This window comes from Streptomyces sp. NPDC048637, from assembly GCF_040650675.1.
Taxonomy (GTDB): domain Bacteria; phylum Actinomycetota; class Actinomycetes; order Streptomycetales; family Streptomycetaceae; genus Streptomyces.
On sequence record NZ_JBEZHQ010000003.1, the window covers coordinates 242,062 to 265,650 of the forward strand.

Here is a 23,589-nt window from a genome sequence, read left to right on the forward strand (position 1 = left end):
CGGCCGCTACCGGCCGCCCGCCCGGGTCAGCCGCACGGTCACGATCTGGAACGGGCGCAGCCGCATCCGCAGGGTGATTCCCTGCCGCTCGATCGCCGGGCCGTCCTCGGTGGGGCGTTCGAGCAGATCGGTGAGGACGGCGCCGGCCGGCTCGAAGCCGGTGGTGAGGGTGGTGACGGCCCGCCCGCCGTGTGCCTCGTGGAGGCGGACGATCACATCGCCGCTCGCATCGTCGGCGAGCTTGACCGCGGTGATCACCGTGGCGTCATTGTCGGCTGTGACCAGGGGCGCCACCGCGGCGGCGCCGGTGATCCGGCGCTCGGGCAGGTTGAGGCGATGGCCCTCGCGTACCGCGTCCCCGATGGCGGCGCCCGGTACGAGCGCATGGCGGAAGCGGTGCACGCCCTGGTCGGTCTCCGGGTCGGGGAACCGCGGGGCGCGCAGCAGGGAGAGCCGGACGGTCGTGGTGGTGCCACGGTCGCCGGTCTCCCGGACGGTACGGGTGACGTCATGACCGTAGGTCGCGTCATTGACCAGCGCGACACCCCAGCCCGGCTCCTCCAGGTGCACGAACCGGTGGGCGCAGGCCTCGAATTTGGCGGCCTCCCAGCTGGTGTTGGTGTGGGTGGGCCGGTGGAAATGGCCGAACTGGGTCTCGGCGGCATAGCGCTCGGCGTGCAGATCCAGCGGGAAGGCGGCCTTGAGGAACTTCTCGGTCTCGTGCCAGTCGACCTCGGTGCCCAGGTCCAGCCGCCGCTGCCCGCGCGCCAGCGTCAGCGACTGCACCACCCGCGAGGCGCCGAACGTCCGGGTGACGCGCACCGTCGCCGCCTCCCGGGACACCTCGCCGAGCACGACCTCGTCCGCGTCCGTCAGATCGGTGACGACATTGCGGTAGAAGGCGTCCACGTCCCAGGCGTCCCACATGGTGGGGAAGTCCGGGTGGATCTGCAGCAGGTTCGCCGCCCCGCCGGGTGCCACCGTCTCGCGGTCGGCCACCCGGTCGTACACGGAGACCACCAGGCCGCGGCCGTCGATCCCGATCCGCAGCAGACCGTTGGTGAGCGTGAACCCGCCGCCGGCGCGGGGCGCGGCGGACACCTCGGACCCCTCGTTCACCGCGGGGCCCACGGCTCCCGCCGCGACTCCGCCGCGGGCGTGCGGCGCGGAGTTCACCGTCAGCTCCGTGCCGCCGCGGCCGGTCAGTGCGGCCAGTGCGGCGGCGATCAGGCCCTCCAGCTCGGCGGCGACCGCCGCATAGGTCCGGGCCGCCTCGCGATGCACCCAGGCGATGGAGGAACCGGGCAGGATGTCATGGAACTGGTGGAGCAGCACCGTCTTCCAGATCCGGTCCAACTCCTCGTACGGATAGGGATGTTGCGCCATGACGGCTGCCGTGGCCGACCAGAGCTCGGCCTCCCGGAGCAGCTGTTCGCTGCGCCGGTTGCCGCGCTTGGTCCTCGCCTGGCTGGTGAGGGTCCCGCGATGCAGCTCCAGATACAGCTCGCCCACCCACACCGGCGCCTGGGGGTACTCCGCCTCCGCCTTCGCGAAGAAGTCGGCAGGCCGCTCCCACTCGACCGTCGCCGAACCGTCCAGATCGCGCAGCCGCCGCGCCTTGGCGATCATCTCGCGGGTGGTGCCGCCGCCACCGTCGCCCCAGCCGGTCGGCGCGAGCGAGTGCCTGGCCACCCCCTTGTCCTTGAAGTTCCGCGCCGCATGGGCGATTTCGCTGCCCGCCATCTGGCAGTTGTAGGTGTCCACCGGCGGGAAGTGGGTGAAGATCCGGGTGCCGTCGATGCCCTCCCAGCGGAAGGTGTGATGGGGAAAGGCATTGATCTGACTCCAGGAGATCTTCTGTGTCAGCAGCCATTTCGCTCCCGCCGCCCGGATGATCTGCGGCAGCCCCGCGGCGAAACCGAAGGTGTCCGGCAGCCACGCCTCCTCGTTCTCGATGCCGAACTCCTCCAGGAAGAACCGCTTCCCGTGCACGAACTGCCGCGCCATCGCCTCCGATCCCGGCATATTGGTGTCCGACTCCACCCACATGCCGCCCGCCGGAACGAACCTTCCCTCCGCGACCGCCTTCTTGACCTTGGCGTAGACCTCGGGCCGGTGCTCCTTGAGCCAGGCGTACTGCTGCGCCTGCGACATGGCGAAGACGAACTCCGGCTCGTCCGCCAGCAGCGCCGTCATGTTCGACGCCGTACGGGCCACCTTCCGCACCGTCTCGCGCAGCGGCCACAGCCATGCCGAATCGATATGCGCATGCCCCACCGCGCTGATCCGGTGCGCGGAGGCCCCGGCGGGCGCCGACAGCACCTCCCGCAGTTCCGAACGGGCAGCCGTCGCGGTCCCGTTGACGTCCTGCAGATCGACCGCGTCCAGCGCCCGGCCCGCCGCCCGCAGCAGCTCCCAGCGCCGGGGGCTGTCCACCGCGAGCTCCGCCATCAGCTCACCCAGCACCTCCAGATCCTGGATCAGCTCCCACACCTCGGTGTCGAACACTGCCAGATCCATCCGCGCCAGCCGGTACTGCGGTGCGCTGCCCGCCGTCTCCCGGTCCCCCAACGGGGTGGGCTGGAACGGATGCACATCGAGGATGACGGGGTTGGCGGCGGCTTCCAGATGCCACTCGACGCGCTCTCCGCCGCGCACCGGGGCCCCCACCCGCACCCACTGGTTGCGCGGATTGAGCGCCTTGACCGGGGTGCCGTCGGGCAGATGGACCAGCGCCTCGCACTGGAAGCCCGGCATCCGCTCGTCGAAGCCCAGGTCGAGCACCGCCTCCACGGTGCGCCCGGCCCACTCCCGAGGCACCTCACCGCAGACCTTGAACCATGTCGTACCCCAGGGCGCGCCCCACGCGTCCCCCACCGCCACCGGCGTATGCGCGGCGGCCAGGCCCTCCGCCACCGGCACCGTTCCCCAAGCCCTCGACTCCTCTTCAGCAGGGGAGACCCCCATGTCCGGTGCGACCCAGGCCGCGACCTCCAGGGGAACCGATTCCGGATACAGGGCGGGCCGGATGCGCTCGTCCAGGACGCGCTTGAGGCGGGCTTCGGTCAGTGCACGGTCGTCATGCATGGGAGAGGGCTCCGTAGCGTTGAGAGGAGGTGAGAGCGGCGGCGATCCGGTCACCGCCGGGACTTACCAGGGCAGCTGGACCGTCGACGGCTTCGAGACGGTGAACAGTTCGTGCACCGCGCGTACGCCGAGCCGGGCGGCCGGCTCGTGGCCCGCGCGCCGCAGGCCCGCCACGTAGTACGCCGTGCCGCAGGTGCCCCCGAGGAACTCCCGCTGCCCGTCCGGCAGTTGGCGATGCAGCTCGTAATGGCGCACCGGGCCGGTGGCGCGCCGCCAGCTCAGCCGCACCGCGGTCGCCCCCTCCGCGGCGGCGGTCTCCGTGATCGTCAGCCCGCGCGGCGCGGCCGGGGACGTGGTGCCGTCGTGGACCGCGAGCGCCCCCAGCCGCCAGGCCACCGCGGCGCCACCATGGCCGGTCAGCCGCACCCCGAGGGCGTGCAGGGTCCCGGTGCCGAGGGCGCCGAGGCGCAGGGAGACGGTGTGCCAGCCGTCGCCCGGCCCGAGGGTCCCGGCCGGCAGGTGGACGTACGGAGCGGGCTCGCCCGGTGCCGGGGCGTCCCGCAGGGCGACCGCCACCTCGACGGTCACCGGACCCGACGACGGGTCGGTGCGATGGGTGAGGTCGAGGACCGTGGCGGCGCCGGCCGGCAGCCGGGCGGGGAACAGCTCCAGGGTGGCCGGCCGGTCGAGGGCGCCCCGCACCAGCAGACTGCTGCCGCCGCGCCAGGCGTCGGCGAAGTCGAAGGACACGTCGGGGCGCCGGCCCTCCGTGCGCACCGCCCAGCGTCTCGGCGGCAGCCGGTCCTGCAGCCCGAGGTGGTTCCAGGGGGCGCCGGAGGTGGCCGCACCGTTCTCGTACCAGCGCAGCCCGTGCCCGGTGTTGAAGGTGGTGGCGAAGGGCAGCGCGGTGAGTGTCGAACGGTCGGCGACGGCGGAGGCCGGCGCCCGCCAGCCGCCGCCCGTGCCGTCCGGTCTGGTCGGATCCAGGCCCGCGCCGGACCAGAACCGGTCGTCCGCGGCATGGAACTGGCCGGGCGTACGCCCCGCGGGCAGATGGCTGAGGGTCCACTCGGGGCGATAGAAGCCGTACGAGACGACGTGATCGCGCCCGGTGGGGAGGATCGCCTCCCAGTCCGTGGCGCTGTCCCAGCCCGCCGATTCGACATCGACCCCGGCCCACAACTCATAGCGGCTGCGGCCCAGTTCCTCCGCCAGCCGCCCCGAGTCCGCCAGTCGCCCGGCGCTCCACCGGAAGTCCACGAACATCGAGTCGGCGACCGGCCCGGCGTCATCCTGGAAGAACGGCTGATTGAGCGCGTCGAGCGCGCCCTGCCAGCCGACCTGCCCGGTCCGGTTCATCGCGTCGTACCAGGTGATCCGCAGACCGTGCCCGGCACCCGCGGCGCGCAGGGCCCGCAGGAACGCCTGCATCTCGGCGGCCAGCGCGGCGTCTCCGCCACCGGTCTCCGCGTTGAGGAACCAGCCGTCGAAGCCGTACACCCGCGCGACCTGCACCAGCTTCGCGGCGAGCGGGAAGCGTCCCGCCGCGTCCCGCTGCACCAGATCGCGGGTCCAGCGCAGCTGCCCGCCGTAGGCGACCGGCGGGAGGAAGACCGTGCCCAGTACGGGGACACCATTGCGGTGGGCGGCATCGACGACCGGGGCGTTCGGCGCCAGGATCAGGCCCTCGCCGGACGAGCCGCCCCAGAAGACCAGCTCATCGAGGTACGCCCAGTGGGTCGGCGCGTAGTGGTCCGCGGTCGTCGAGCCCTGTGACGGGTTGCCCGCGGTGTGGTCGAAGGCCGCGAGCGCACTGATCCGGGCCTGCCCGGCGCGGGCCGTGGTGTTCGCCGGGACCGGCGTGAACCGCTCGGCGAGCGGCACCGTCGCGGTGTTGAACGCCAGATCCCGGTCCGTCCCGGGCGTCCAGCCGGCCAGGCTCCGCCAGGTGATGCCGTCCCCGGGGGTGCCCGAGGGGAGCGAGTCGGGGAACCAGTACGACGCATACGGCTGCAAGGAGTCCGCGGCACCTGCCCGGGGCCGCCCGGCGGCCGCCGCGGTGCCGTCCCCGGGGGACGGGCCGAGCAGCGCCGCCGCGGTACCTGCCCCGGCCAGCAGCACCTGGCGGCGGGAGACGGGGAACGGTTGCCGGTTCATGAGGTCCTCCGGTGGGGCACGGCCGGTGCGGGCCGGTGCGGGGCGCGGCCGACGTCCTCGGGTGTGCAGACCTCGGTGATGCCACGGGACGTCAGATGTCCGCTGTCGGCGGCGAGTTCGGACAGCACGACGGCGGGCCGGTCCCCCTGGGCGGTGAGCTCGGCCCAGGCCTCGAAGACCGGGCCGCCGGGTGCGCACACCGAGCGGCGGGGCGCGGCCTGCGCCCCGCCGGTATCGACGGTCAGCGCGGTGCTGCGGACCGGCGGCCGGTGCGGGCGGCGCCGCTGCTCCGCGACCAGCGCCGCGAGGGCCCGGCCCGCCGGCTTGACCGTACGGTCGCTGCCGAGCAGCCCCAGCCCGTACTCCAGCTCGGGGAAGTCCGCGAGCGACCGCGGGACGTCGTGCGAACACCACCAGGTGATGCCCCAGACGTCCGGGCAGTCCAGCGCGGCGGTGACGGTGGTCTCGGTGAACCGCGCCGCGCGCTCCTCGGGGATGTGCGGGGCCGGCGCGCCGACCTCCTGGAGCCACACCGGGCGGTGCGGGTCCGTCGCCCAGGCCTTGGACAGCTCGATGAGGTAGGCGGCGTGCTGTTCGGTGGCGGTGCCCGTCGGGCCGTGCCGCTGTGCGGTGCCGTTGAAGACCCAGGAGTGCACGGCGGTGATGGCGCCGAGCCGGGTGGCCTGTGCCGGGGTGAAGGGATGTCCGTCCTGGTACCAGGCCGCGTCGTAGGCGGCGTGCAGATGCATCCGGCCCGGCGCGCCCCGCTCGCACGCCGCCAGCATCCGCTCCAGCCAGGCCGCGGCCTGCTCTTCGGTGATGCGGTCGGGGTCCGGGTGCGGGCCGTCCGAGAACTGATTGATCTCGTTGCCGAGTGTCATCCCGAGGAAGTGCGGGCGGTCGGCGAGCGCGGCCGCCAGCGTCCGCAGGTACTCCTCCTGGCCGGACAGCACCTCGGGGTCGGTGAAGAGGTTGCGGCGGTGCCAGGTCTGTGTCCAGGAGGGCAGGAAGTCGAAGCTCGACAGGTGGCCCTGCAACCCGTCGACATTGACGTCCAGGCCGCGCTCGCCCGCGGCGTCCGCGAGCTGCACCAGCTGTTCCACCGCGCGCGGCCGGATCAGGGTGCGGTTGGGCTGGAACAGCGGCCAGAGCGGGAAGACCCGGATGTGGTCCAGGCCCAGCCCGGCGATGGAGTCGAGGTCGGCGCGGACGGAATCCAGGTCGAAGTCCAGCCAGTGGTGGAACCAGCCGTGGGTGGGCGTGTAGTTGACACCGAAGCGCATGGGGCTCCTGTGGGTATGGGGGCGGGAAGAGGGGCGGGGCGGGCGGGTCAGCCCTTGACGGCGCCCTCGCCGACGCCGCGGAAGAAGGAGCGCTGCAGACACGCGAACAGCACGATCAGCGGGAGCACGGCGATGACGGTGCCGGCCGCGACCAGCCGCTGGTTGTCCGCGAAGGTGCCGTGCAGAAAGTTCAGCCCGATGGTCAGGGTGAACTTCGACTGGTCGCTCAGCACGATCAGCGGCCACAGGAAGTCGTCCCAGGCCCCCATGAAGGCGAAGATCGCCACCACCGCGAGGGTGCCCCGGACCGACGGCAGCGCGATCCGCACGAACCGCTGCCAGGCGTTGGCACCGTCGACGAACGCGGCCTCCTCGACCTCGTACGGCAGGCCCGCGAAGGCATTGCGCATCAGCAGCACGTTCATGGCGCCGATGCAGCCGGGCAGCACCACCCCGAGCAGGGTGTTGTTCAGCTGCAGCTCCCGCATCGTCACGAACTGGGCGATCATGATGCTCTCGACCGGCACCAGCATCGCCATGATGAACACGACCAGCGCGCTCTTCCGGCCCGTGAAGCGCATCCGGGCCAGCGCATAGCCCGCGAGCGCCGCTCCCGCGCAGTTGGTGAGCACATTGGTGACGGCCACCTTGAGGGAGTTCAGCGCGAAGTCCCAGACGGGGATGGTCTCGGCGACGCCGGCGTAGTTGTCCAGGGTGGGCCGCTGCGGCAGCAGGCTCGGGGGATAGCGGTAGATGTCCTCGCCGGGGCCCTTGAGGGAGGTGGACAGCTGCCACAGGAACGGTCCGATGGTCAGTGCCAGCACGGCGAGCAGCAGCAGATAGCGGAGCAGCAGCTGCCACCGCGGCATCCGGCGCCCGGTGGGCGCCCACCCGGCCCGGCGCCCGGCGCGCGCCCACCCGGCCCGGCGGTCCGGCTCCCGCTGAACGGTGGCGCTCATGCGTCCTCCTTGCGGTTGGCCCGCAGCACCAGCAGCATCAGCCCGAGGGTGAGGACGAAGACCACGACGGACAGCGCCGAGGCATAGCCGACCCGGCCGCTGAGGCCGGTGCCGACCTGCTGGACGAGCATCACCAAGGTGGTGTCCTCACCGCCGGGGCCGCCGGCCGGACCGGCCATCAGGTAGACCTCGGAGAAGACCTTGCAGGCCCCGACCGAGGACAGCGCGGCCACCAGCACCATCGTGGAGCGCACCGCGGGGACGGTGACGGTCAGGAAGCGGCGCACCGCCCCCGCTCCGTCCACCGCGCAGGCCTCGTGCAGCTCCCGGGGGACGTTGGCCAGCGCCGCCAGATAAATGATCATGTAGTAGCCGAGGCCCTTCCAGACCGTGACTGCCATCGCGCTGAGCAGCAGCAGCCAGGGATCGCTGAGAAAGCCGACCTTGCCGAAACCCGGACCCTCCAGCAGCGCATTGATCAGCCCCCGGTCGTCCAGCAGCCACACCCAGATCAGCCCGACCACCACGACGGAGGCGACCACCGGCGTGTAGAACGCGGCCCGGAAGAAGGCGATCCCGGGAAGGTGCCGCTGCACCAGCAACGCCAGCAGCAGCGGCAGCATCACCAGGAGCGGTACCACCCCGACGACGTACAGCAGGCTGTTGCGCAGCCCCGTCCAGAACAGGGCGTCATGGAGCAGCTCCTGGTAATTGGCGCCACCGACGAACTGCCCCGCGGTGAGGGTGCGCGCATCGGTGAACGAATGCGCCACCGTGCTCAGGAACGGATACAGGCTGAATACGGCGACGATCAGCAGACCGGGAGCCAGAAAGAGCCAGGGACTGGACGGCAGCTGTGCACGGGCCCCGCGCGTACGCCGCCGTGCCGGGGCCGGCGAGGGAGCGGCGGCCGGCGCATTGTCCGCCGTGATCAGGGCGCGCGGTGTCATTCCGGTCGTCACGAAATGCCCCGGCCTCAGGCGGACTTGAGCAGGCGATTGCATGCGGCGACCGCGCCGTCCAGCGCCGCCTGGGGGGACTGCTTTCCCTGTACGGCCTTGGCGACCGCATTGCGCAGCACGGTCTTCATCTGGTCACTGAGCGGCACCGGGGTGTAATTCACCGCGTTCTTCAGCGACTTGGCGGATGCGATCCGCACCCGGGTCGCATCGGTGCCGTCCTCCTTGGTGAAGTACGGATCGTCCAGCGAGCCCTTGGTGCTGGGGAAGATGGTGACCTCCTTGGCGAAGGCCATCTGGTTCTTCTTGTCGGTGATGAAGTGCGCGAACGCGACCGCCGCCGGCTTGACCTTGCTCTGCGCATTCACCATCAGGCCCTGGACGTACATATTGGCCTTACCGGTGTTGTTGACCGCGTCCGTGATGCCGATATGCCGGTAGAGGCTCGGCGCTTCCTTCTTGAAGTTCTCCAGGTCGTGCGCACTGCCCGGATTCATGGCCACCGACTGCTGCTGGAACTTGCGCCCCGCGGACTCGGCCTGCGCGGTGAGCGCCTGTGAGTCCAGCGCCCCGGCCGCATACAGCTTCTGGTAGTGCTCCAGCAGCTCGACGCCCTTGGGCCCGTTGAAGGTGAACTCCGTGCCCCGGGCGTTCATCAGCCGCTCGCCATAGCGGCCGAAGTCCTCGATCGACGGGGTGCCGGCGAGCATCGCGATCTTCCGGTCGCTCTTCCGCGCCATCGCCACGGCGTCCTGGAAGAGCTGGTCGTACGACGTCGGCGGCCGCTCCGGATCGAGTCCCGCCTTGGCGAAGAGCTCCTTGTTGTAGAACATCGGCCCGGTGTTCAGATACCAGGGGAAGGCGAAAACTCCCGTCATGCCCGGCATCCGGTGGCTCTCCCACGCCCCGTCGAGATACTCTCCGCGGTATTTTCCGGCGGTCTTTTCCAGATCCAGCGCAAGCCCGGCCTTGGCCAGCGGATACGCGAGATCCGGCGAGACATTGACGACATCGGGAAGTGTGCCGCCGGCGGCATCCGCGCTCAATTTTTCCGGATACCCTTCGGCCGGCTGGTCCACCCATCTGATATCCGTGTCCGGGTATTTGTTCTCGAAGTCCGCGATCACGCCCTCGAAGTATTTCTTGAAATTGGCCTTGAGGTTCCAGGTCTGAAAGGTGACCTGGCCCTCGACCTTCCCCGAGGCGCTGTCCGATCCGCCGGATCCCCCCGAGGGGCCGCATGCGGTCAGGGCGAGCGCCGAGGTGACCAGCGCCGCGGTCGTGGCGGCTGCTCGACGGGGTATGCGCATGGCTGGCGGCTCCTTTGCTCGGACCAGACACCAGGGATTCGTCGCGACGGGCCGGGAATTTCATTGACTTACGGCAGCCGGAAATGCTGCGGCGGACTTTCCGGTCGTTGTGCCGGTGATTGCGCGAGTCCTCGGGCGACGATGCGGCAGACGCTACTAATGCGTTTTAGTAGGTGTCAATACCCCGTCAGTCAACTTCCCGAAGGCGCGGGGAGATGGCCTGATTCACGAGTGGCCGTGCGGCGATTGACAGGCCACTGGACGCTGATCAGACTGATGCGCACTAATGCGGTTCAGCACGAGGGAGAGCCTGCCATGACAGCGCCCGGTGAGGCGGCCCGGCGCAAGCCGGCGCGCCGGCCGACGATCAAGGACATCGCCCGCCGGGCCGGGGTGTCGGAGAGCGCCGTCTCGTTCGCGCTCAACGACCGGCCGGGCGTCTCCCAGGACACCCGGGCCCGGGTCCGCCGCGTCGCCGAGGAACTCGGCTGGCAGGCCAACAGCGCCGCCCGCGCACTGTCCGGCGAACGCGCCGGCGCCATGGGGCTGGTGCTCGCCCGGCCCGCACAGACCCTGGGCGTGGAGTCCTTCTTCCTCCAACTGGTCTCCGGCATCCAGGAAGTGCTCTCCGCGCGGCAGATCGCGCTCCTCTTCCAGGTCGTCGAGGACCTCGACAGCGAGTGCGCGCTCTACCGCCGCTGGTGGGCCGAACGACGGGTGGACGGCGTCCTCGTGGTCGACCCGCGCACTGCCGATCCCCGCCCGGAGCTGCTCACCGCACTCGGCCTGCCCGCCGTCGTCGTCGGCGGCCCGGCCACGCCCGGCCCTGCCACGCCCGGCCCTGCCACGCCCGGCCCTGCCACGCCCGGCCTGGCCACGCCCGGCCCTGCCACACCAGGCAGGGCCACATCCGGCCCTGCCACGCCCGGCCAGGACCCCTCGGAGCCGGCCGCCGCCGAACCGGTCGCCGCCCCGGCCCACCCGCCGCTCTCCACCGTCTGGGCCGACGATGCCAAGGCCATGGCACGGGTCCTGGACCACCTCTACGGCCTCGGGCACCGCCGGATCGTGCATATCGCCGGGCTGCCCGGCCTCGCCCACACCGCACGCCGGATCCAGTCGCTGCGCACCGAAGCGGACCGGCGGGGTCTCGACCGACGCCAGGTCCACTCGGTGACCACCGACTACTCCGACGCCGAGGGAGCCGAGGCCACCCGCCGTCTCCTCGACGCCGCCCGGCCGCCGACGGCGCTCATCTACGACAACGATGTGATGGCCGTGGCCGGCGCCTCGGTCGCCGCCGAGCGCGGTATCCCCGTCCCGGGCGCGCTGTCGATCGTGGCCTGGGACGACTCGGCGCTGTGCCGGGTCACCCACCCCCGGCTCACCGCACTCGTCCGCGACACCCCCGGCTTCGGCAGGCTCGCCGCCCAGGAACTCCTCGCGGTCCTCGACGGCGGCCCGCTGCGGACCGTCCAGGGCGAACTGCCGCACCTGGAGGCACGGGAGAGCACCGGGACGCCCCTGGCCGGGTGATCGTGGGGGCCCGGACCCAGGTTTTGTCATGTCCCGGCCTGGAGTGATGGAGTAACCCCGTGCTGGTAACACCTCCCCCAACTTCCCGCCCCCGCCCTCGCACCGTCCGTACGTGCCACCGCTGTACGGATCGCCGCAGCAGCCCCAGCCCCAGCCCCAGCCCCAGCCCCAGCCCCAGCCCCAGCCCCAGCCCCACCCCCAGCCCTTGAACTCGGACTGGGACCCGGTGCCACCCCGCTCCCGCACCGGCCTGATCGTGCGTCACCTCTGCACCGTGCTCTACTTCCCGGTCCATGTGCTGCTGCTCATCGCCGTGTCCGTCGCGGTGTTCGCCTTCGGACTGCTGGCGGAGCTGCTGATCTTCTTCGACAAGCCGATGGAACGCGTGCTGGACTGGGCGCTCGACCCGTTCCCCTTCCGCCCCCGGTGGTGGGCGACCTGGAGCGAGCTGCGGCACGAGCGTGCCGGTGACCCCGAGTTCTACCGCGCCCGGATCGGGCGGCACCTCGGCCGGAAGAAGCCCACGGACACCAAGACCTTCTTCCGGTTCCACACGTACCGGGGCATCGGTGCAGGCGGACTGCTGGATGTCGCCGCGGAGCACGGCTGGCAGCTCGACCCGGACCAGAAGCTCCGTCCGCGCCGGAAGGTCGACCTGACCCGGAAGGCCCGCCAGGGCACGCCCTGACCTGCGTCGTGATGCCCGGCGGAGGGAGCGGTGACAGACTTGGCGGGCAGCCTGGTCGTGCTGCTACCCGCCGGAGGAGGCCGTGCACATGGCCGGCACAGACGATGCCTCGCAGCCCACGGCACGCCCGCGCGCCCTGGTCACCGGCGCCACCGGCTACATCGGCGGCCGCCTGGTCCCCGAGCTCCTCGCGGCCGGATTCACCGTCCGCGCGCTGGCCAGGACACCGGAGAAGCTCCGTGACCACCCCTGGGCCCCGCAGACGGAGGTCCTGCGCGGCGACGTCACCGACGCAGGCTCGGTCCGCACCGCGATGGCCGGTGTCGAGGTCGCGTACTACCTGGTGCACGCCCTGGGCAGCGGTCGCCGGTTCGAGGACACCGACCGCAGGGCCGCCGAGATCTTCGCCCGGCAGGCCCGCGCCGCCGGCGTCCGCCGGATCGTCTACCTCGGCGGCCTCACCCCCGAGGGCATCCCCGAGCAGGAGCTGTCGCCCCACCTCCGCTCCCGTGCCGAAGTCGCGGAAATCCTGCTGGCGTCCGGTGTCCCCACCGCCGTACTGCGCGCCGCCGTCATCATCGGCTCCGGCTCGGCCTCGTTCGAGATGCTGCGCTATCTCACCGAGCGGCTGCCGGTCATGGTCACCCCCAGCTGGGTGCGCACCCGCATCCAGCCGGTCGCCGTCCGCGATGTGCTGCGCTGTCTGGTGGGCTGCGCCCGCCTCCCTGACGACGTCAGCCGGGCCTTCGACATCGGCGGGCCCGACATCCTCACCTACCGCGACATGATGCAGCGCTACGCACGGGTCGCCGGGCTGCCCGAACGGCTGATCCTCCCCGTGCCGATGCTCACCCCGCGCCTCTCCAGCCTCTGGATCGGCCTGGTCACCCCGGTGCCGCCCGGCCTGGCCCGCCCGCTCGCCGAGTCACTGCGGTACGAGGTCGTCTGCCACGAGCACGACATCGCCCACTACGTCCCCGACCCGGACCCGCCGGGCCACCCCCTCGCTTTCGACGACGCCCTGGAACTGGCACTGCGCCGGGTCCGGGACGCCGAGGTCGTCACCCGCTGGTCCAACGCCGCGGTGCCCGGAGCGCCGAGCGACCCGCTGCCGACCGACCCCGACTGGGCCGGTGGCAGCCTCTACACCGACCGGCGGGAGCGGACCGTGGACGCCCCGCCCGAGGCGCTGTGGCGGGTGGTCGAAGGCATCGGCGGCGACAACGGCTGGTACTCCCTTCCGCTCGCCTGGGCGGTGCGCGGCTGGCTGGACCGGCTGGTCGGCGGGGTGGGGCTGCGCCGCGGCCGACGGGACGCCGGCCGGCTGCGGGTCGGCGACTCGCTCGACTTCTGGCGCGTCGAGGAGGTCGAACCGGGCCGCCTGCTGCGGCTGCGCGCCGAAATGCGGCTCCCCGGCCTGGCCTGGCTGGAACTGACGGTCGGCCGCGACGCCCACGGCCGCACGCTCTACGGCCAGCGGGCCCTGTTCCACCCGCACGGACTGACCGGCCATGCGTACTGGTGGTCCATCTCCCCCTTCCACGCCGCGGTGTTCGGCGGCATGGCCCGCAATATCGCGGCCGCCGCGGCGGCCGAGCACCGGAGCCGTCCGGCGTGATCGGCCCGTGCCGAACCCTCGGAGCCGTCAACTCGGCTGCCCAGCATGCTGGTTGAGGTGTGCGGTGCAGTGCGGCGCGCGGTACGCCGACGGCGGGCTCCCGGGCGGGCGCTGCCCGGGAACCCGCCGTCATGGGCGATCAGTGGTGCGTCACCACACCGGCCGCCATCCGGCCGCAGTTGGAGCCGGAAACGCTGACGCTGACCGACTCGATCGCGCCGCCCCAGTCCACACAGATGCCCTTTCCGGGCAGGTAGACGGGTCCGGCGTAGGAGGTGTACTGACCGCTGTCGTAAACCCAGTCCGAACTGCCGTCCGTAGCCGTGAGATAGGCGTTCATGTACACCCGCTTACCGGTGCTGTTCCGCACCGTCACGACACAGTTCTTTCCGGTCTTTGCGCTGTACGTCAGGTACACGGTCCCCTTTCCGGTGACCGGTACGGAATTCACTACGCTGTAGCCGCTTCCGCAGGCTCCGTTGTACGCGGCGGCGGCCCTCGGTGCAGCGGACGCGGTGGTGGCCGTCGCCATCGTGGCGATACCGGCCACGGCCAGCACTGCGGATCCTGCGATAGCACGAGAACGCTTCATGGAATACCCCCCGTTGGGTGAAGTGCCTAGCGTGGTCATTTCGCAGTGTTGGACATCGGTCGGCCGTCGATGGTTGTACCGCGGCGTGAATTCGCCGTCATGCCGGAGGGTTTGTCCCAAAGGCGTCCGGCCGTCGCAGGCCGCGGGGCGAACGGAACACGGCCGGTCCCCGGCGCCGGAGCAGGCGCGCCGGGGACCGGCCGTTGCGTGTGGGGTCAGTGGCCGTTCGCGAGCACCTTGAGGCGGGTGTACGAGCCGTTGAAGCGGTTACGGTCGCCGACCGGGTGGCCCGAGGAGGTGTGCTGCCAGATGCTGTGATAGCGCCAGCCGGCGGGCAGTGAGCCCACGGACGATCCGTACCGCGGGATCCACAGCGGGTTCGTCCTGCCGAACTTCCCGGAGTTGCCGGTGCACCGCTTCCACCAGTTGGTGGAGGTGTAGATGACCGCGTGACGGCCGGTCTCCTCCCGGTAGGTCTGCACGAAGTCGTGGATCCAACTGACCATCCCCTTGTGGCTCTTCCCGTAGCAGGTCGCGCCGTAGGGGTTGTACTCCATGTCGAGCGCGCCGGGGAGCGTCCTGCCGTCCCTGGACCAGTCGCCGCCGTGATCGGCGAAGTACCGCGCCTGGGAGCCGCCGCTGGAGTGGTCGGGCAGCGCGAAGTGGTAGGCGCCATGGATCATGCCGGATTGGTACGAGCCCCTGTACTGCTGCGCGAAGTACGGGTTCGTGTAGTTGGTCCCCTCGGTGGCCTTGACATACGCGAAACGCACCCCGGACTTACGCAGCGACGACCAGCCGACCTTGCGGTTGTGGCTGGAGACATCGACGCCGGCCACGGCCCGGTGGCCCGACGCCCGCGGCTCGGAACCGCCCGCCCGGTCACCGCCCTCGTGGGCGATGATGGTGGAACCCATCCAGTCCTGTTCGGGGTGGGCGGGTCTCTTCTCGGCGTCCGACGCCGTGGCGGAGCCGGGCAGCGCGAGGGGCAGAGCGAGCACGGAGAGAAGAGAAACGAGAGTTCCGGCCGCAATCGGGACTGTACGGCGGGCCGGACCGGATCTGCGCAAGGGCATCGCATGCCTCCGAAGGCCTTCGGTTGAGTCAGGTTCGGCAGCTTTTGAGCAGAATCCTGCCGATAAGAGACATATACGCAGAACTGCCTGACTCTATGGCCCAACAGGCCGTCAGTCCGCCGACCGGCCCTGCATCTCACCCGTCCGGCGGGCGGAAACCATCGCTCACGCCCCCGGTCCGGACCTCCGGGTCGCACGACAGAGCGAAGCGGGCCCCGGCACTGCCGGGACCCGCTCCACCGCGCAGCGGCGAACGCGCCATTCCGCCGCTTCGCAAGCTGCTCTATGCCGAGCCTGCCGGCTCGTTTGTCTGGTCCGTCATGTCTCTGACCTCATCGGGCCGGTCCGGCCTCGGGTGTCCATGACGGCTCTTCGGCTCTGCCGGCTCAGTAGGCCGAGTCGACGTTGTCGATCGAGCCGTACCGGTCGGCCGCGTAGTTGGCCGCGGCGGTGATGTTGGCGATCGGGTCGGTGAGCTTATCGGGGGTGCCCTCGACGTGGTAGGTGTCGAACGTGGGCTGGATCACCTGCAGCAGACCCTTGGAGGGCGTGCCGTTGATGGCGTTGATGTCCCAGCCGTTGACGGCGTTGGGGTCACCGGCGGACTCCCGCATGATGTTGCGGTGCAGGCCCTCGTAGGAGCCCGGGATGCCCTTGTCCTTCATGATGTCGAGGGACTCGCGGATCCAGCCGTCCAGGTTGTTCGGGTAGTCCTTGACGTCCTTGCGCTCGGCGGAGCGGTCGGCGGCCTGCTGGGCGCTGTGCTGCTTCTCGACGGCGGTGACCTTCACGTGGTCGGCGACCGAGGCGGTCACCGGGCGGCCGGTCCTGGCGTCGTCTGCCTTGGCCGGCTGGCCCTTCGCGCTGACCGGCTTGACCGCGGCAGGGGAGTGCCCAGAAGCGGCCTGTGCGGTGTCCGGAGCCGAGGTGAAGGCCAGGGCCGAGGTGGCACCCGCGGCGGCCAGAACGGCCACGGCGACCTTGTGGGTACGGGTGATGCGGGTGATACGGGCAGCGCGGGGCAGGGTGAAGCTAGGCATGCAGAGTGACCTCTTCCAGGTACTGGGGACGGGGAGGCGGCCTTTTTGGCGGCGCGTTACGAACCAGAGGTCTTCGCTGCGTCCGCCTTGGGGCGTGATGCGCAAGCTCGCTCTCGGTGCGTCGGAATCCATGGTTAACGCCGGTCCCGAATCGAGGCAATGGTGCTCTGTACTACTCATCTTCGTGAGAAGAAACCGGATCACCGAAGCAATAAGCGATTCCGGCGGCGATGGCCCGGAAAGGCCGCAGGGATATCGACTAGGCAGGTTCGTAAGTGACGTACATCGCGTGCCTCGGGTCACCCGACAGCGGCCTCAAAGGCCGCTCGTCCCCCGTATATAAGTTGCCTGGCTCACACCGGAATTAGCGTTCTCCGGCACCGATTCAGGCGCCGGCGGCAGCAGATTTACCGGGGTGCCGGCCCGCTGGGACGGTGCGGGAATCCCCAAATGTGGCGAGGGGCACTGTGGCCGGGGCCAAAAGTGCGCCAATTGTGCCCTGATTCACGATCGATCGGCCATGGCCGGGCTTTTACGGTGGGGCGGCGCAGGGAGAAGGGCAGACCGGCTCCGCCGTTGGTGAGAGCTCCACTACGGCAATACGGCGGTGCCGCTGGTCCGTTCGCAGCAGCGCCCGGAGCTGTCGCATGACTCGGGGCCCGCCGCCCCCGGAAGGTGGCACCGCACACCGTCACCACTCACCGTAGGGACATGCTGATGCTCCGTCGTATTTCCGTCGTTCTCACCGGTCTTCTCGTCACCGGCTTCCTCGCGACCGGCGCTGCCGCCGCGGCCCCGGTCGACGGCCGCCACCAGGACCGGCTCACGGCCAAGGAGCGGCAGGGACTCCGCATCGCCGGCGAGGTTCTCGACACGCTCTTCGGCGAAGGCCTGCCCCGGCGCGACCGCTACTGACCGGCGGCGCCGGGCGCTTGCCGCCCGGCACCGGTGCCACCCGGCAAACGGCAGTGGCCCCACCCGCGGAATGCGGGCAGGGCCACTGCCGTTGCTGTGCTCGGGGCCGCACCGCGGCCCCGGATCAGTCTGCTCCGACCGTGCTCACGGTCGTGTCTCTCCGGCTCAGTAGGCCGAGTCGACGTTGTCGATCGAGCCGTAGCGGTCGGCCGCGTAGTTGGCCGCGGCGGTGATGTTGGCGATCGGGTCGGTGAGCTTATGGGGGGTGCCGGAGACGTGGTAGGCGTCGAACGTCGGCTGGATCACCTGCAGCAGGCCCTTGGACGGCACGCCGTTGATCGCGTTGATGTCCCAGTTGTTGACGGCGTTGGGGTTGCCGCTGGACTCCCGCATGATGTTGCGGTGCAGGCCCTCGTAGGAGCCCGGTATGCCCTTGTCCTTCATGATGTCGAGCGACTCACGGATCCAGCCGTCAAGGTTGTTCGCGTAGCGCTTGGGGGTGGCCTTGGGCGCCTTGGGCGCCTTGGGGGCGGCCTTCGGCGCGACGAGGGCCTTGCGCTCGATGGAGCGGTTGGCGGTCTGCTCGGCGGCGTGGTTCTGCTTCTCGACAGCGGTCACCTTGAGACCGGCGGCGACGGACGAGGCGACCGCCCGTGCCTGCTTGCCGTCGTCGGCCCGGTCCTTCGCGGTGAGCGGCAGGCCGTTGGCGCTGACCGGCTTGACCGCGGCCGGGGCGGCTGCGGAGGTGGTCTCGGCGTCGCTCGGCGCCGCGGTGAACGCCAGGGCGGCGGCACAGCTCGCGGTGCCGACCAGCGCGGCGGTGACCTTGTGCGTGCGGGTGATGCGGGCAGGGCGGGGCAGGGTGAAGTTGGGCATGCGGACAGGACCTCTTCCAGAGCTTGGTGGCGGGGGAAACGGCCTTCGGTTGGCGCGTGAGGACCGAGGGTCATTGCCGCGTTTCGCCGCTCCGGCTGAGATCGCGGGCTCGTTCTCGGTGCTACCCGGAACATGGTTAGCGCGAGCCCAAGATGGTGGCAAAGGTGCCTTGTACTACCTATCTTCGTGAGATAGAGCGAGATGTCCGTTGTAAATACCGCGAATCTCGCTGTGTGCCGGGAAGGGCCTCGACTAGGAATGCTCGTACGTGACGTACGTCTCGTGCCCGGCATCACGCGGTACGGACGCCGCATTCCGCTCCACGGCACCGCGGAGTTGCCTGGCTCACACGGTGAACGGGTAATTCCGCAGCGGGCGCGGGCGGGTCGGCAATGCCCGCGGTGCCCGGCATCGCGCGCGCCCCCTATGGACTGCATAGGGGGCGCGAGTATGCGGCGCTAAAAGGGGGGGCGGTAATTCAGCCCGCCAGCAGCCGTGCGGCGAGCTGCTCGATACGTTCGTGCCACGCCTCCAGTGCGGCGTCCACGTCGAAGCCCTCCGGGCCGGTCTGGGTGAGAACGAGACGGGGGCCATGGCCGGTGCCCTGGCCCAGCTCCCAGCGGACCGTGCCCTCCGGGTGCCAGCGGTACGCGAGCACCGCCGGGGCCGTGACCTCGGTGATGGGCCCGGCCGGCGCCTGCCGGCTGGTGAAGCCCGCCGGTGCGGGTGCCTCCACCGCAGGCTCGTCTCCCGAGGTCAGCTCCGCCCAGACGGCCTCGGTGGGACGTACGAGCTGACGCTCGAAACGGATCCGAGGGCCCTCCGCAGTGTCCTCGACCACCCCGCGCCCGAGATCGAACTGCTCAAGGTACGCCTCGTGCAGCTCACCCGAGTCGCGATCGACCCGGGTCGAGTCCCCGTCGAGCAGCTGCGACAGCGCGGTGAGGCACAGATGCCAGCCGGAGGCGAAGCTGGCGCCGCCGAACCGGTCGCCGAAGGTGTGCACCAGAACCAGCAGCGAGCCGTCGCCGTCCGGGGTGATCTCCCAGCGCAGATGATCCTCGCCCCAGGTGAAGGCGAACAGCCGGGGCTCCTCGGCGTCGGTGACCGTACCGGTCATGGCGATGCAGCTCACACCGGGCATGACGAAGGTCATCGCTCCGCCGGGGCGGAGCTCCACGGTGACCTCGGAGGGGAACCACTGCCCGACGTGCGCCGGGTCGGTGATCGCCGACCAGACCTTCGCGGGCGGATGGGCGAGCCTGCGCTCCATGCGCAGTGCGGTGCGGCCGTCGGCGGTGGTGAGGGTGTCGGAATGCGGGTTCATCGGGGATCGTCCTCCATGGCGTCGAGGTGCCGTTCCTGGGGGCACCTCGACGCGTTAGCTGGGGGAGCGTCCAGGCTCCCGGTCCACAGATGCCGGTAGTGGGCCAGCCAGGCGTCCAGCTCCGCCAGGGGCTCGGGCCGGAGCTCGTACCAACGGCGCTGGGCGTCCTGCCGGACCCGGACGAGCCCGGCCTCGCGCAGCACCCGAAGGTGCTTGGAAGTGCCGGGCTGGCTCAGTCCGAGCTGCTCCGTGAGCTCGCCGACCAGCCGCGGGCGCTCCAGCAGCAGGTCGAGGATCTTGCGCCGGCTCGGCTCCGCCAGAACGTCGAACGGTAGGGTCATGATCTCAGCATGCCACTTGGATTATATAGCTGCAAGGGAATGTTGCCGAGGTTCAGGGCTCACACACATGCCGGATCGGCCGGCGACGGCTCCTCGCGCACCACCGGCGCGAGGCAGGGCGCCGAGCTCAGCGGTCCATCGGTGAAGAACCGGGCCGCCAAGTCCGCCACCTCCTGCGGGCGTTCGAGCACCACCCAGTGATCGGCGTCCGGAATCGTCAGAAAGCGGCTGCCCGGGATGGTGGCCGCGAAGTCCCGCTGCCGGGCCGGGGAGGTCACCGTGTCGTGCTCACCGCTGAAGACCAGGGTGGGGACATCGGTCAGGCCACCGGAGAAGTCCGGCCGGTCCGAGATCCCGCGGCGCAGTGAGTCCACCGCGTGCCGGGAGTTCCGGGCCGCGTGCAGCATCGAGCGCCGGACATAGCGGTATGCCAGCTTCCGGCGCGCGACGTGCCGACGGTCGTCGAGGCACATCAGGCCCTGGGCGACCAGGGTGGCAAAGGCCTCGGTGTCGCCCTGCGCGAGATGATCGGAAGCCCGCCGCCACAGCTCGACCTGGGCGTCGCTGATGTGCGCCGGCACGCCGCCGAGGGCCAGCCGCGCGACGCGGCCGGGGAATCGCCGGGCGCACCCGTAGGCCAGACCCGCCCCGTACGAGAACCCGAAGAGGTTGATCCGGGGGACCTCCAGATCGTCGATGATGCGCTCGATCGCCGCGCACACGACATCGATGCTCGGCCCCGGAGGGAGCGGGTCGGCGCTGCCCATGCCCGGCAGGTCGGCGGTGACCACGTCCGCCACCGGCCCCACGTGGTCTTCCATCTGGGGCCAGCCGTACATTCCCTGCAGTGCGCCGCCCAGCACCAGAACGGGCTCGGTGATCCGCTCCGGCTGCCTCAGCCGCCGGTAGGAATAGGACACCCCGTGCACCGACAAGGCGCGGATCGTTTCCTCGGACATGGCAGATTCCTTCTCGGGGCACCGGCGGGAGGGGCGCGCCGGCAAGGGCGCGCGGTGGCGGTCTAGCGGGTCAGTACGAGCGCGGCATTGTGCCCGCCGAAGCCGAGCGACGTCTTGACCGCGCAGTCGAACGCCGCCTGCCGGGCCTCCTTGCGCACGATCTCGATCGGGATCCGCGGATCCGGCACCTCGAGGTTGGCGGTCGGCGGCACCAGCTGCTGTTCCAGGGCGAGCACGGTGAGCGCGGTCTCGATCCCGCCGGCGGCGCCCAGCGCGTGCCCGGTCATCGCCTTGGTCGAGGTGACCAGCGGGTGATCGCCTAGGACCCGCTGCAGGACGGTGGCCTCGACGCGGTCGTTGACGACCGTCGAGGTGCCGTGGGCATTGACATGCCCGACGTCCCGGCCCTGCACCTGCGCGTCCGCCAGCGCGTTGCGCAGCGCCCGCTCGATGCCGTTCCCCTCGGGGTCTGGGGCCACCGCGGCGTAGGCATCGCTCGACGCGCCGTAGCCGCGGATGTGGGCACGGACGGGCGCACGGCGGGCGCTCGCGTGCTCGGGCCGCTCCAGCACCAGGAGCCCGGCGCCCTCGCCGACCACGAAGCCGTCGCGGCCCGCGTCGAAGGGGCGGCAGGCCGTGGCCGGATCGTCCCGGCGGGTGGAGACCGCCTTCATCTGGCAGGCGCTGGCGATCAGCAGCCGGGACAGGACCGACTCCGCCCCGCCCGCGACGGCGATATCGCAGACCCCGGCGCGCAGCAGCTGGTGTGCGGTGCCCACGGCGACCGTGCCGGAGGAGCAGGCCGTCGCCACGCCCATGCTGGGGCCCTGTGCGCCGAGGTCCATGCAGACGCTGCTGGCGGCACTGTTGACGACGGTCAGCGGGGCGAGCTTGGGGGAGACCCGGCGGGCGCCACGCCCGGCCATCGCGGCATGCTGCTGGTCGTAGAACGGCAGCCCGCCGTGTGCGGAGCCGATGACCACCGCGACCCGGCTGCTGTCCCAGGACTCCGGGTCGAGCCCGGCATCGGCGACGGCCTCCCGGGCGGCGATCACCGCGAGCTGGGAGAAGCGGTCCATCAGTCGCTGGGTGGCCACACCGAGCAGCTCGGTCGTGTCCAGATCCGCGATGGTGTACATGAAGTCGCAGGGCAGATCGGCGAGTTCTTCTTGGTGGCTCACCCCGCCGGGCACCGTCTCCTGGGTGACGGAGTGCCAGGTGGCCTTCGCCCCCACGCCCGCCGCGGTCACCAGTCCCAGTCCTGTTACGGCCGCGGAGAACGGCTCCTGGCGGGCCGTCATGCCGGAACGTTGCCGTCGACGGCCGCCACCAGCTGGCCCACGGTGTTCCGCGGGGTCAGCGACACCTCGTCGAGGTCGAGGTCCAGCCGCTCCTCGATGAGGACGCGGAGCTCCTCCAGCGCCAGGGAGTCCAGGCGCAGGCTGCGGAGCGGAGTCTCGTCGGTGATGTCGGCCGGGGAAACCCCGAATCGTTGGACCAGCAAGGTGTTGACAACTTCTGCCGCATTCACGTGGCGCTCCTCCGCTTGTCGTAGGCGATGCTGCCAACCGCGTCGTGGGCGGGATATCACCGGCGGCTCCGGCTGGTTTGACCACCCTTTATACGCCTTTGTACCGATGACACCCCAACCTTGGTAGCTCAATGGGGTGATGAGCGACCGGGGTGGACAACGCGTCCGCACCTCGCCTTGCGGACACCGCGGAAAGCACCTACGTACGTAACGCCGCGGACCGCCGAGAGGTACGGGGCGGACGCCGGCGGACTGGGGAACCGCCCGGGGTCAGGCCTCGTCGAGGGCGCTCGTCACCCGGCCCAACAGGCCCTGGAGCGTGCGCAGTTCCTCGATGGTGAGGCCGGTCGCGGCCAGTATCCTGCGGGGGACCGGCAGGGCCTGTTCGCGCAGCTCGTCGCCGGCGGGGGTGAGGTGGATGGTGACCGACCGCTCGTCCTCGGTGCTCCGTTCGCGGCGGACCAGACCGGCCGACTCCAGGCGTTTGAGCAGGGGGGAGAGGGTTCCGGAGTCCAGTCGGAGCTGTTCGCCGATGGTTTTGACCGGCTGGGAGCCGTGTTCCCACAGGACCAGCATGACCAGGTACTGGGGGTAGGTCAGGCCCAGGTCCTTGAGGGCGTCCCGGTAGACGCCGCCGAAGGCGCGTGAGGCGGCGTGCAGGGAGAAGCAGACCTGGTGGTCGAGGCGGAGCAGTTCGGCGTCGGGTACCGGAGGCCTGGTCGCAGGGGTCATGGACCCAGGTTAGCTCGCCGCGAGTCATTTAGTTGTGCGCAACTTAGTTGCGGGCAATTTAGATGTGTGCAACTGTGGTGGGCATCGGGTGGCCGGGGAACGGCCGCCGCGCTATCGAAGGGGAACTGTGATGGACGCGCTGTACACCGCTGTCGCCACCGCCAATGGCCGTGAGGGCCGGGCCGTCAGCTCCGACGGCCGGATCGACCTGGCCCTGGCCATGCCTCCCGAGCTGGGCGGCAACGGCGCCGGCACCAACCCGGAGCAGCTCTTCGCCGCCGGATACGCGGCCTGCTTCGCCAGCGCGATGGGCAATGTCGGCCGGCAGATGAAGATCGACACCAAGGATGTCTCGGTCACCGCCGAGGTCTCCATCGGCAAGGACGACACCGGCTTCGGCCTGGCCGTCGTCATGCGGGTGGAGCTGCCGGAGACCCTCGCGGGCGAGACCGGCCGGCAGCTGGTCGAGGCGACGCACCAGTACTGCCCGTACTCCAAGGCCACCCGCGGCAACATCGAGGTCGAGCTCGTCATCGAGTAGCGGCGCGACGCCCGGCGGACCGGCCCCGGCGAAGGGGCGGGGCCGGTCCGCCGGGCGAGGGC

At 70.8% G+C, this 23,589-nt stretch carries 21 protein-coding genes; 5 read left to right on the forward strand and 16 right to left on the reverse strand.

What is annotated here, in order from left to right:
* Nucleotides 1-6: 6 nt before the first annotated feature.
* The 6 genes from AB0C46_RS06270 to AB0C46_RS06295 form a co-directional block, all read right to left on the reverse strand.
* Nucleotides 7-3,087: a glycoside hydrolase family 38 C-terminal domain-containing protein gene (locus AB0C46_RS06270; protein ID WP_362826105.1), complete on the reverse strand. Its 3,081-nt coding sequence runs from the start codon at nt 3,085-3,087 to the stop codon at nt 7-9.
* Nucleotides 3,088-3,150: 63 nt separating this feature from the next.
* Nucleotides 3,151-5,244 (reverse strand): endo-beta-N-acetylglucosaminidase, encoded by a 2,094-nt coding sequence (locus tag AB0C46_RS06275; RefSeq protein ID WP_362826106.1) that lies wholly within the window; start codon nt 5,242-5,244, stop codon nt 3,151-3,153.
* Complete coding sequence (locus AB0C46_RS06280) at nt 5,241-6,527, reverse strand: glycosyl hydrolase (protein WP_362826107.1); 1,287 nt, start codon at nt 6,525-6,527, stop codon at nt 5,241-5,243. The genes AB0C46_RS06275 and AB0C46_RS06280 overlap by 4 nt, the downstream gene beginning before the upstream one ends.
* A 47-nt stretch (nt 6,528-6,574) precedes the next feature.
* On the reverse strand, nt 6,575-7,396 hold the full coding sequence (locus AB0C46_RS06285; RefSeq protein WP_362826434.1) for a carbohydrate ABC transporter permease: 822 nt from the start codon (nt 7,394-7,396) through the stop codon (nt 6,575-6,577).
* 86 nt (nt 7,397-7,482) lie between these two features.
* Nucleotides 7,483-8,436 (reverse strand): sugar ABC transporter permease, encoded by a 954-nt coding sequence (locus tag AB0C46_RS06290; protein WP_362826435.1) that lies wholly within the window; start codon nt 8,434-8,436, stop codon nt 7,483-7,485.
* A 26-nt stretch (nt 8,437-8,462) separates the two neighbouring features.
* A complete protein-coding gene (locus AB0C46_RS06295) occupies nt 8,463-9,755 on the reverse strand; it encodes a sugar ABC transporter substrate-binding protein (RefSeq protein ID WP_362826108.1) in 1,293 nt (430 codons plus the stop codon).
* A 315-nt stretch (nt 9,756-10,070) separates the two neighbouring features.
* Between AB0C46_RS06295 and AB0C46_RS06300 the strand changes: the two genes are divergently transcribed.
* The 3 genes from AB0C46_RS06300 (at nt 10,071) to AB0C46_RS06310 (ending at nt 13,597) form a co-directional block, all read left to right on the forward strand.
* Nucleotides 10,071-11,291: a LacI family DNA-binding transcriptional regulator gene (locus AB0C46_RS06300; protein ID WP_362826110.1), complete on the forward strand. Its 1,221-nt coding sequence runs from the start codon at nt 10,071-10,073 to the stop codon at nt 11,289-11,291.
* Nucleotides 11,292-11,496: 205 nt separating this feature from the next.
* Nucleotides 11,497-11,979 (forward strand): hypothetical protein, encoded by a 483-nt coding sequence (locus AB0C46_RS06305; protein WP_362826111.1) that lies wholly within the window; start codon nt 11,497-11,499, stop codon nt 11,977-11,979.
* A gap of 88 nt (nt 11,980-12,067) precedes the next feature.
* Complete coding sequence (locus AB0C46_RS06310) at nt 12,068-13,597, forward strand: SDR family oxidoreductase (protein WP_362826113.1); 1,530 nt, start codon at nt 12,068-12,070, stop codon at nt 13,595-13,597.
* A gap of 139 nt (nt 13,598-13,736) precedes the next feature.
* Here AB0C46_RS06310 and AB0C46_RS06315 read toward each other — a convergent pair whose 3' ends face one another.
* From AB0C46_RS06315 to AB0C46_RS06325, 3 genes are all read right to left on the reverse strand, one after another.
* A complete protein-coding gene (locus AB0C46_RS06315; RefSeq protein ID WP_362826114.1) occupies nt 13,737-14,189 on the reverse strand; it encodes a spore-associated protein A in 453 nt (150 codons plus the stop codon).
* A gap of 215 nt (nt 14,190-14,404) precedes the next feature.
* The gene (locus tag AB0C46_RS06320) at nt 14,405-15,265 is read right to left on the reverse strand and encodes a lysozyme (RefSeq protein ID WP_362826115.1); all 861 of its coding nucleotides are present in this window, start codon (nt 15,263-15,265) and stop codon (nt 14,405-14,407) included.
* Nucleotides 15,266-15,651: 386 nt separating this feature from the next.
* A complete protein-coding gene (locus AB0C46_RS06325; protein ID WP_362826117.1) occupies nt 15,652-16,305 on the reverse strand; it encodes a transglycosylase SLT domain-containing protein in 654 nt (217 codons plus the stop codon).
* Between the two features lie 711 nt (nt 16,306-17,016).
* On the opposite strand from AB0C46_RS06325, the gene AB0C46_RS06330 reads away from it, so the two are divergent.
* Nucleotides 17,017-17,220 carry a hypothetical protein gene (locus AB0C46_RS06330; protein WP_362826119.1) on the forward strand — a complete coding sequence of 68 codons (204 nt, stop codon included), beginning with the start codon at nt 17,017-17,019 and terminating at the stop codon, nt 17,218-17,220.
* 165 nt (nt 17,221-17,385) lie between these two features.
* On the opposite strand, the gene AB0C46_RS06335 is transcribed toward AB0C46_RS06330, so the two are convergent.
* The 7 genes from AB0C46_RS06335 to AB0C46_RS06365 form a co-directional block, all read right to left on the reverse strand.
* Entirely contained in the window at nt 17,386-18,096 is a 711-nt protein-coding gene (locus tag AB0C46_RS06335) for a transglycosylase SLT domain-containing protein (protein WP_362826120.1), read from the reverse strand.
* Between the two features lie 478 nt (nt 18,097-18,574).
* Nucleotides 18,575-19,423: an SRPBCC family protein gene (locus AB0C46_RS06340; RefSeq protein WP_362826122.1), complete on the reverse strand. Its 849-nt coding sequence runs from the start codon at nt 19,421-19,423 to the stop codon at nt 18,575-18,577.
* Nucleotides 19,420-19,764, reverse strand: a complete 345-nt coding sequence (locus AB0C46_RS06345; RefSeq protein WP_362826124.1) for a metalloregulator ArsR/SmtB family transcription factor — start codon at nt 19,762-19,764, stop codon at nt 19,420-19,422. The genes AB0C46_RS06340 and AB0C46_RS06345 overlap by 4 nt, the downstream gene beginning before the upstream one ends.
* A gap of 59 nt (nt 19,765-19,823) precedes the next feature.
* A complete protein-coding gene (locus AB0C46_RS06350) occupies nt 19,824-20,723 on the reverse strand; it encodes an alpha/beta hydrolase (protein ID WP_362826126.1) in 900 nt (299 codons plus the stop codon).
* A gap of 62 nt (nt 20,724-20,785) precedes the next feature.
* Nucleotides 20,786-22,024, reverse strand: coding sequence for a beta-ketoacyl-[acyl-carrier-protein] synthase family protein (locus AB0C46_RS06355; RefSeq protein WP_362826128.1), 1,239 nt, complete (start codon nt 22,022-22,024; stop codon nt 20,786-20,788).
* Nucleotides 22,021-22,254, reverse strand: coding sequence for an acyl carrier protein (locus AB0C46_RS06360; protein WP_362826129.1), 234 nt, complete (start codon nt 22,252-22,254; stop codon nt 22,021-22,023). Before AB0C46_RS06360 ends, AB0C46_RS06355 begins: the two co-directional genes overlap by 4 nt.
* A 270-nt stretch (nt 22,255-22,524) precedes the next feature.
* Entirely contained in the window at nt 22,525-22,986 is a 462-nt protein-coding gene (locus AB0C46_RS06365; protein WP_362826130.1) for a MarR family transcriptional regulator, read from the reverse strand.
* A 130-nt stretch (nt 22,987-23,116) separates the two neighbouring features.
* Here AB0C46_RS06365 and AB0C46_RS06370 point away from each other — a divergent pair, with 130 nt between their 5' ends.
* On the forward strand, nt 23,117-23,527 hold the full coding sequence (locus AB0C46_RS06370; protein ID WP_362826131.1) for an organic hydroperoxide resistance protein: 411 nt from the start codon (nt 23,117-23,119) through the stop codon (nt 23,525-23,527).
* Nucleotides 23,528-23,589: the final 62 nt, after the last annotated feature.

What these genes read in the sequence shown, in the direction of transcription:
- AB0C46_RS06290 (WP_362826435.1), bottom strand. Translation starts at nt 8,436, where the DNA reads ATGACACCGCGCGCCCTGATCACGGCGGACAATGCGCCGGCCGCCGCT.
- AB0C46_RS06315 (WP_362826114.1), bottom strand. Translation starts at nt 14,189, where the DNA reads ATGAAGCGTTCTCGTGCTATCGCAGGATCCGCAGTGCTGGCCGTGGCC.
- AB0C46_RS06345 (WP_362826124.1), bottom strand. Translation starts at nt 19,764, where the DNA reads ATGACCCTACCGTTCGACGTTCTGGCGGAGCCGAGCCGGCGCAAGATC.
- AB0C46_RS06365 (WP_362826130.1), bottom strand. Translation starts at nt 22,986, where the DNA reads ATGACCCCTGCGACCAGGCCTCCGGTACCCGACGCCGAACTGCTCCGC.
- AB0C46_RS06325 (WP_362826117.1), bottom strand. Translation starts at nt 16,305, where the DNA reads ATGCCTAGCTTCACCCTGCCCCGCGCTGCCCGTATCACCCGCATCACC.
- AB0C46_RS06355 (WP_362826128.1), bottom strand. Translation starts at nt 22,024, where the DNA reads ATGACGGCCCGCCAGGAGCCGTTCTCCGCGGCCGTAACAGGACTGGGA.
- AB0C46_RS06280 (WP_362826107.1), bottom strand. Translation starts at nt 6,527, where the DNA reads ATGCGCTTCGGTGTCAACTACACGCCCACCCACGGCTGGTTCCACCAC.
- AB0C46_RS06310 (WP_362826113.1), top strand. Translation starts at nt 12,068, where the DNA reads ATGGCCGGCACAGACGATGCCTCGCAGCCCACGGCACGCCCGCGCGCC.
- AB0C46_RS06340 (WP_362826122.1), bottom strand. Translation starts at nt 19,423, where the DNA reads ATGAACCCGCATTCCGACACCCTCACCACCGCCGACGGCCGCACCGCA.
- AB0C46_RS06320 (WP_362826115.1), bottom strand. Translation starts at nt 15,265, where the DNA reads ATGCCCTTGCGCAGATCCGGTCCGGCCCGCCGTACAGTCCCGATTGCG.
- AB0C46_RS06285 (WP_362826434.1), bottom strand. Translation starts at nt 7,396, where the DNA reads ATGCCGCGGTGGCAGCTGCTGCTCCGCTATCTGCTGCTGCTCGCCGTG.
- AB0C46_RS06350 (WP_362826126.1), bottom strand. Translation starts at nt 20,723, where the DNA reads ATGTCCGAGGAAACGATCCGCGCCTTGTCGGTGCACGGGGTGTCCTAT.
- AB0C46_RS06370 (WP_362826131.1), top strand. Translation starts at nt 23,117, where the DNA reads ATGGACGCGCTGTACACCGCTGTCGCCACCGCCAATGGCCGTGAGGGC.
- AB0C46_RS06335 (WP_362826120.1), bottom strand. Translation starts at nt 18,096, where the DNA reads ATGCCCAACTTCACCCTGCCCCGCCCTGCCCGCATCACCCGCACGCAC.
- AB0C46_RS06330 (WP_362826119.1), top strand. Translation starts at nt 17,017, where the DNA reads ATGCTGATGCTCCGTCGTATTTCCGTCGTTCTCACCGGTCTTCTCGTC.
- AB0C46_RS06295 (WP_362826108.1), bottom strand. Translation starts at nt 9,755, where the DNA reads ATGCGCATACCCCGTCGAGCAGCCGCCACGACCGCGGCGCTGGTCACC.
- AB0C46_RS06300 (WP_362826110.1), top strand. Translation starts at nt 10,071, where the DNA reads ATGACAGCGCCCGGTGAGGCGGCCCGGCGCAAGCCGGCGCGCCGGCCG.
- AB0C46_RS06270 (WP_362826105.1), bottom strand. Translation starts at nt 3,087, where the DNA reads ATGCATGACGACCGTGCACTGACCGAAGCCCGCCTCAAGCGCGTCCTG.
- AB0C46_RS06275 (WP_362826106.1), bottom strand. Translation starts at nt 5,244, where the DNA reads ATGAACCGGCAACCGTTCCCCGTCTCCCGCCGCCAGGTGCTGCTGGCC.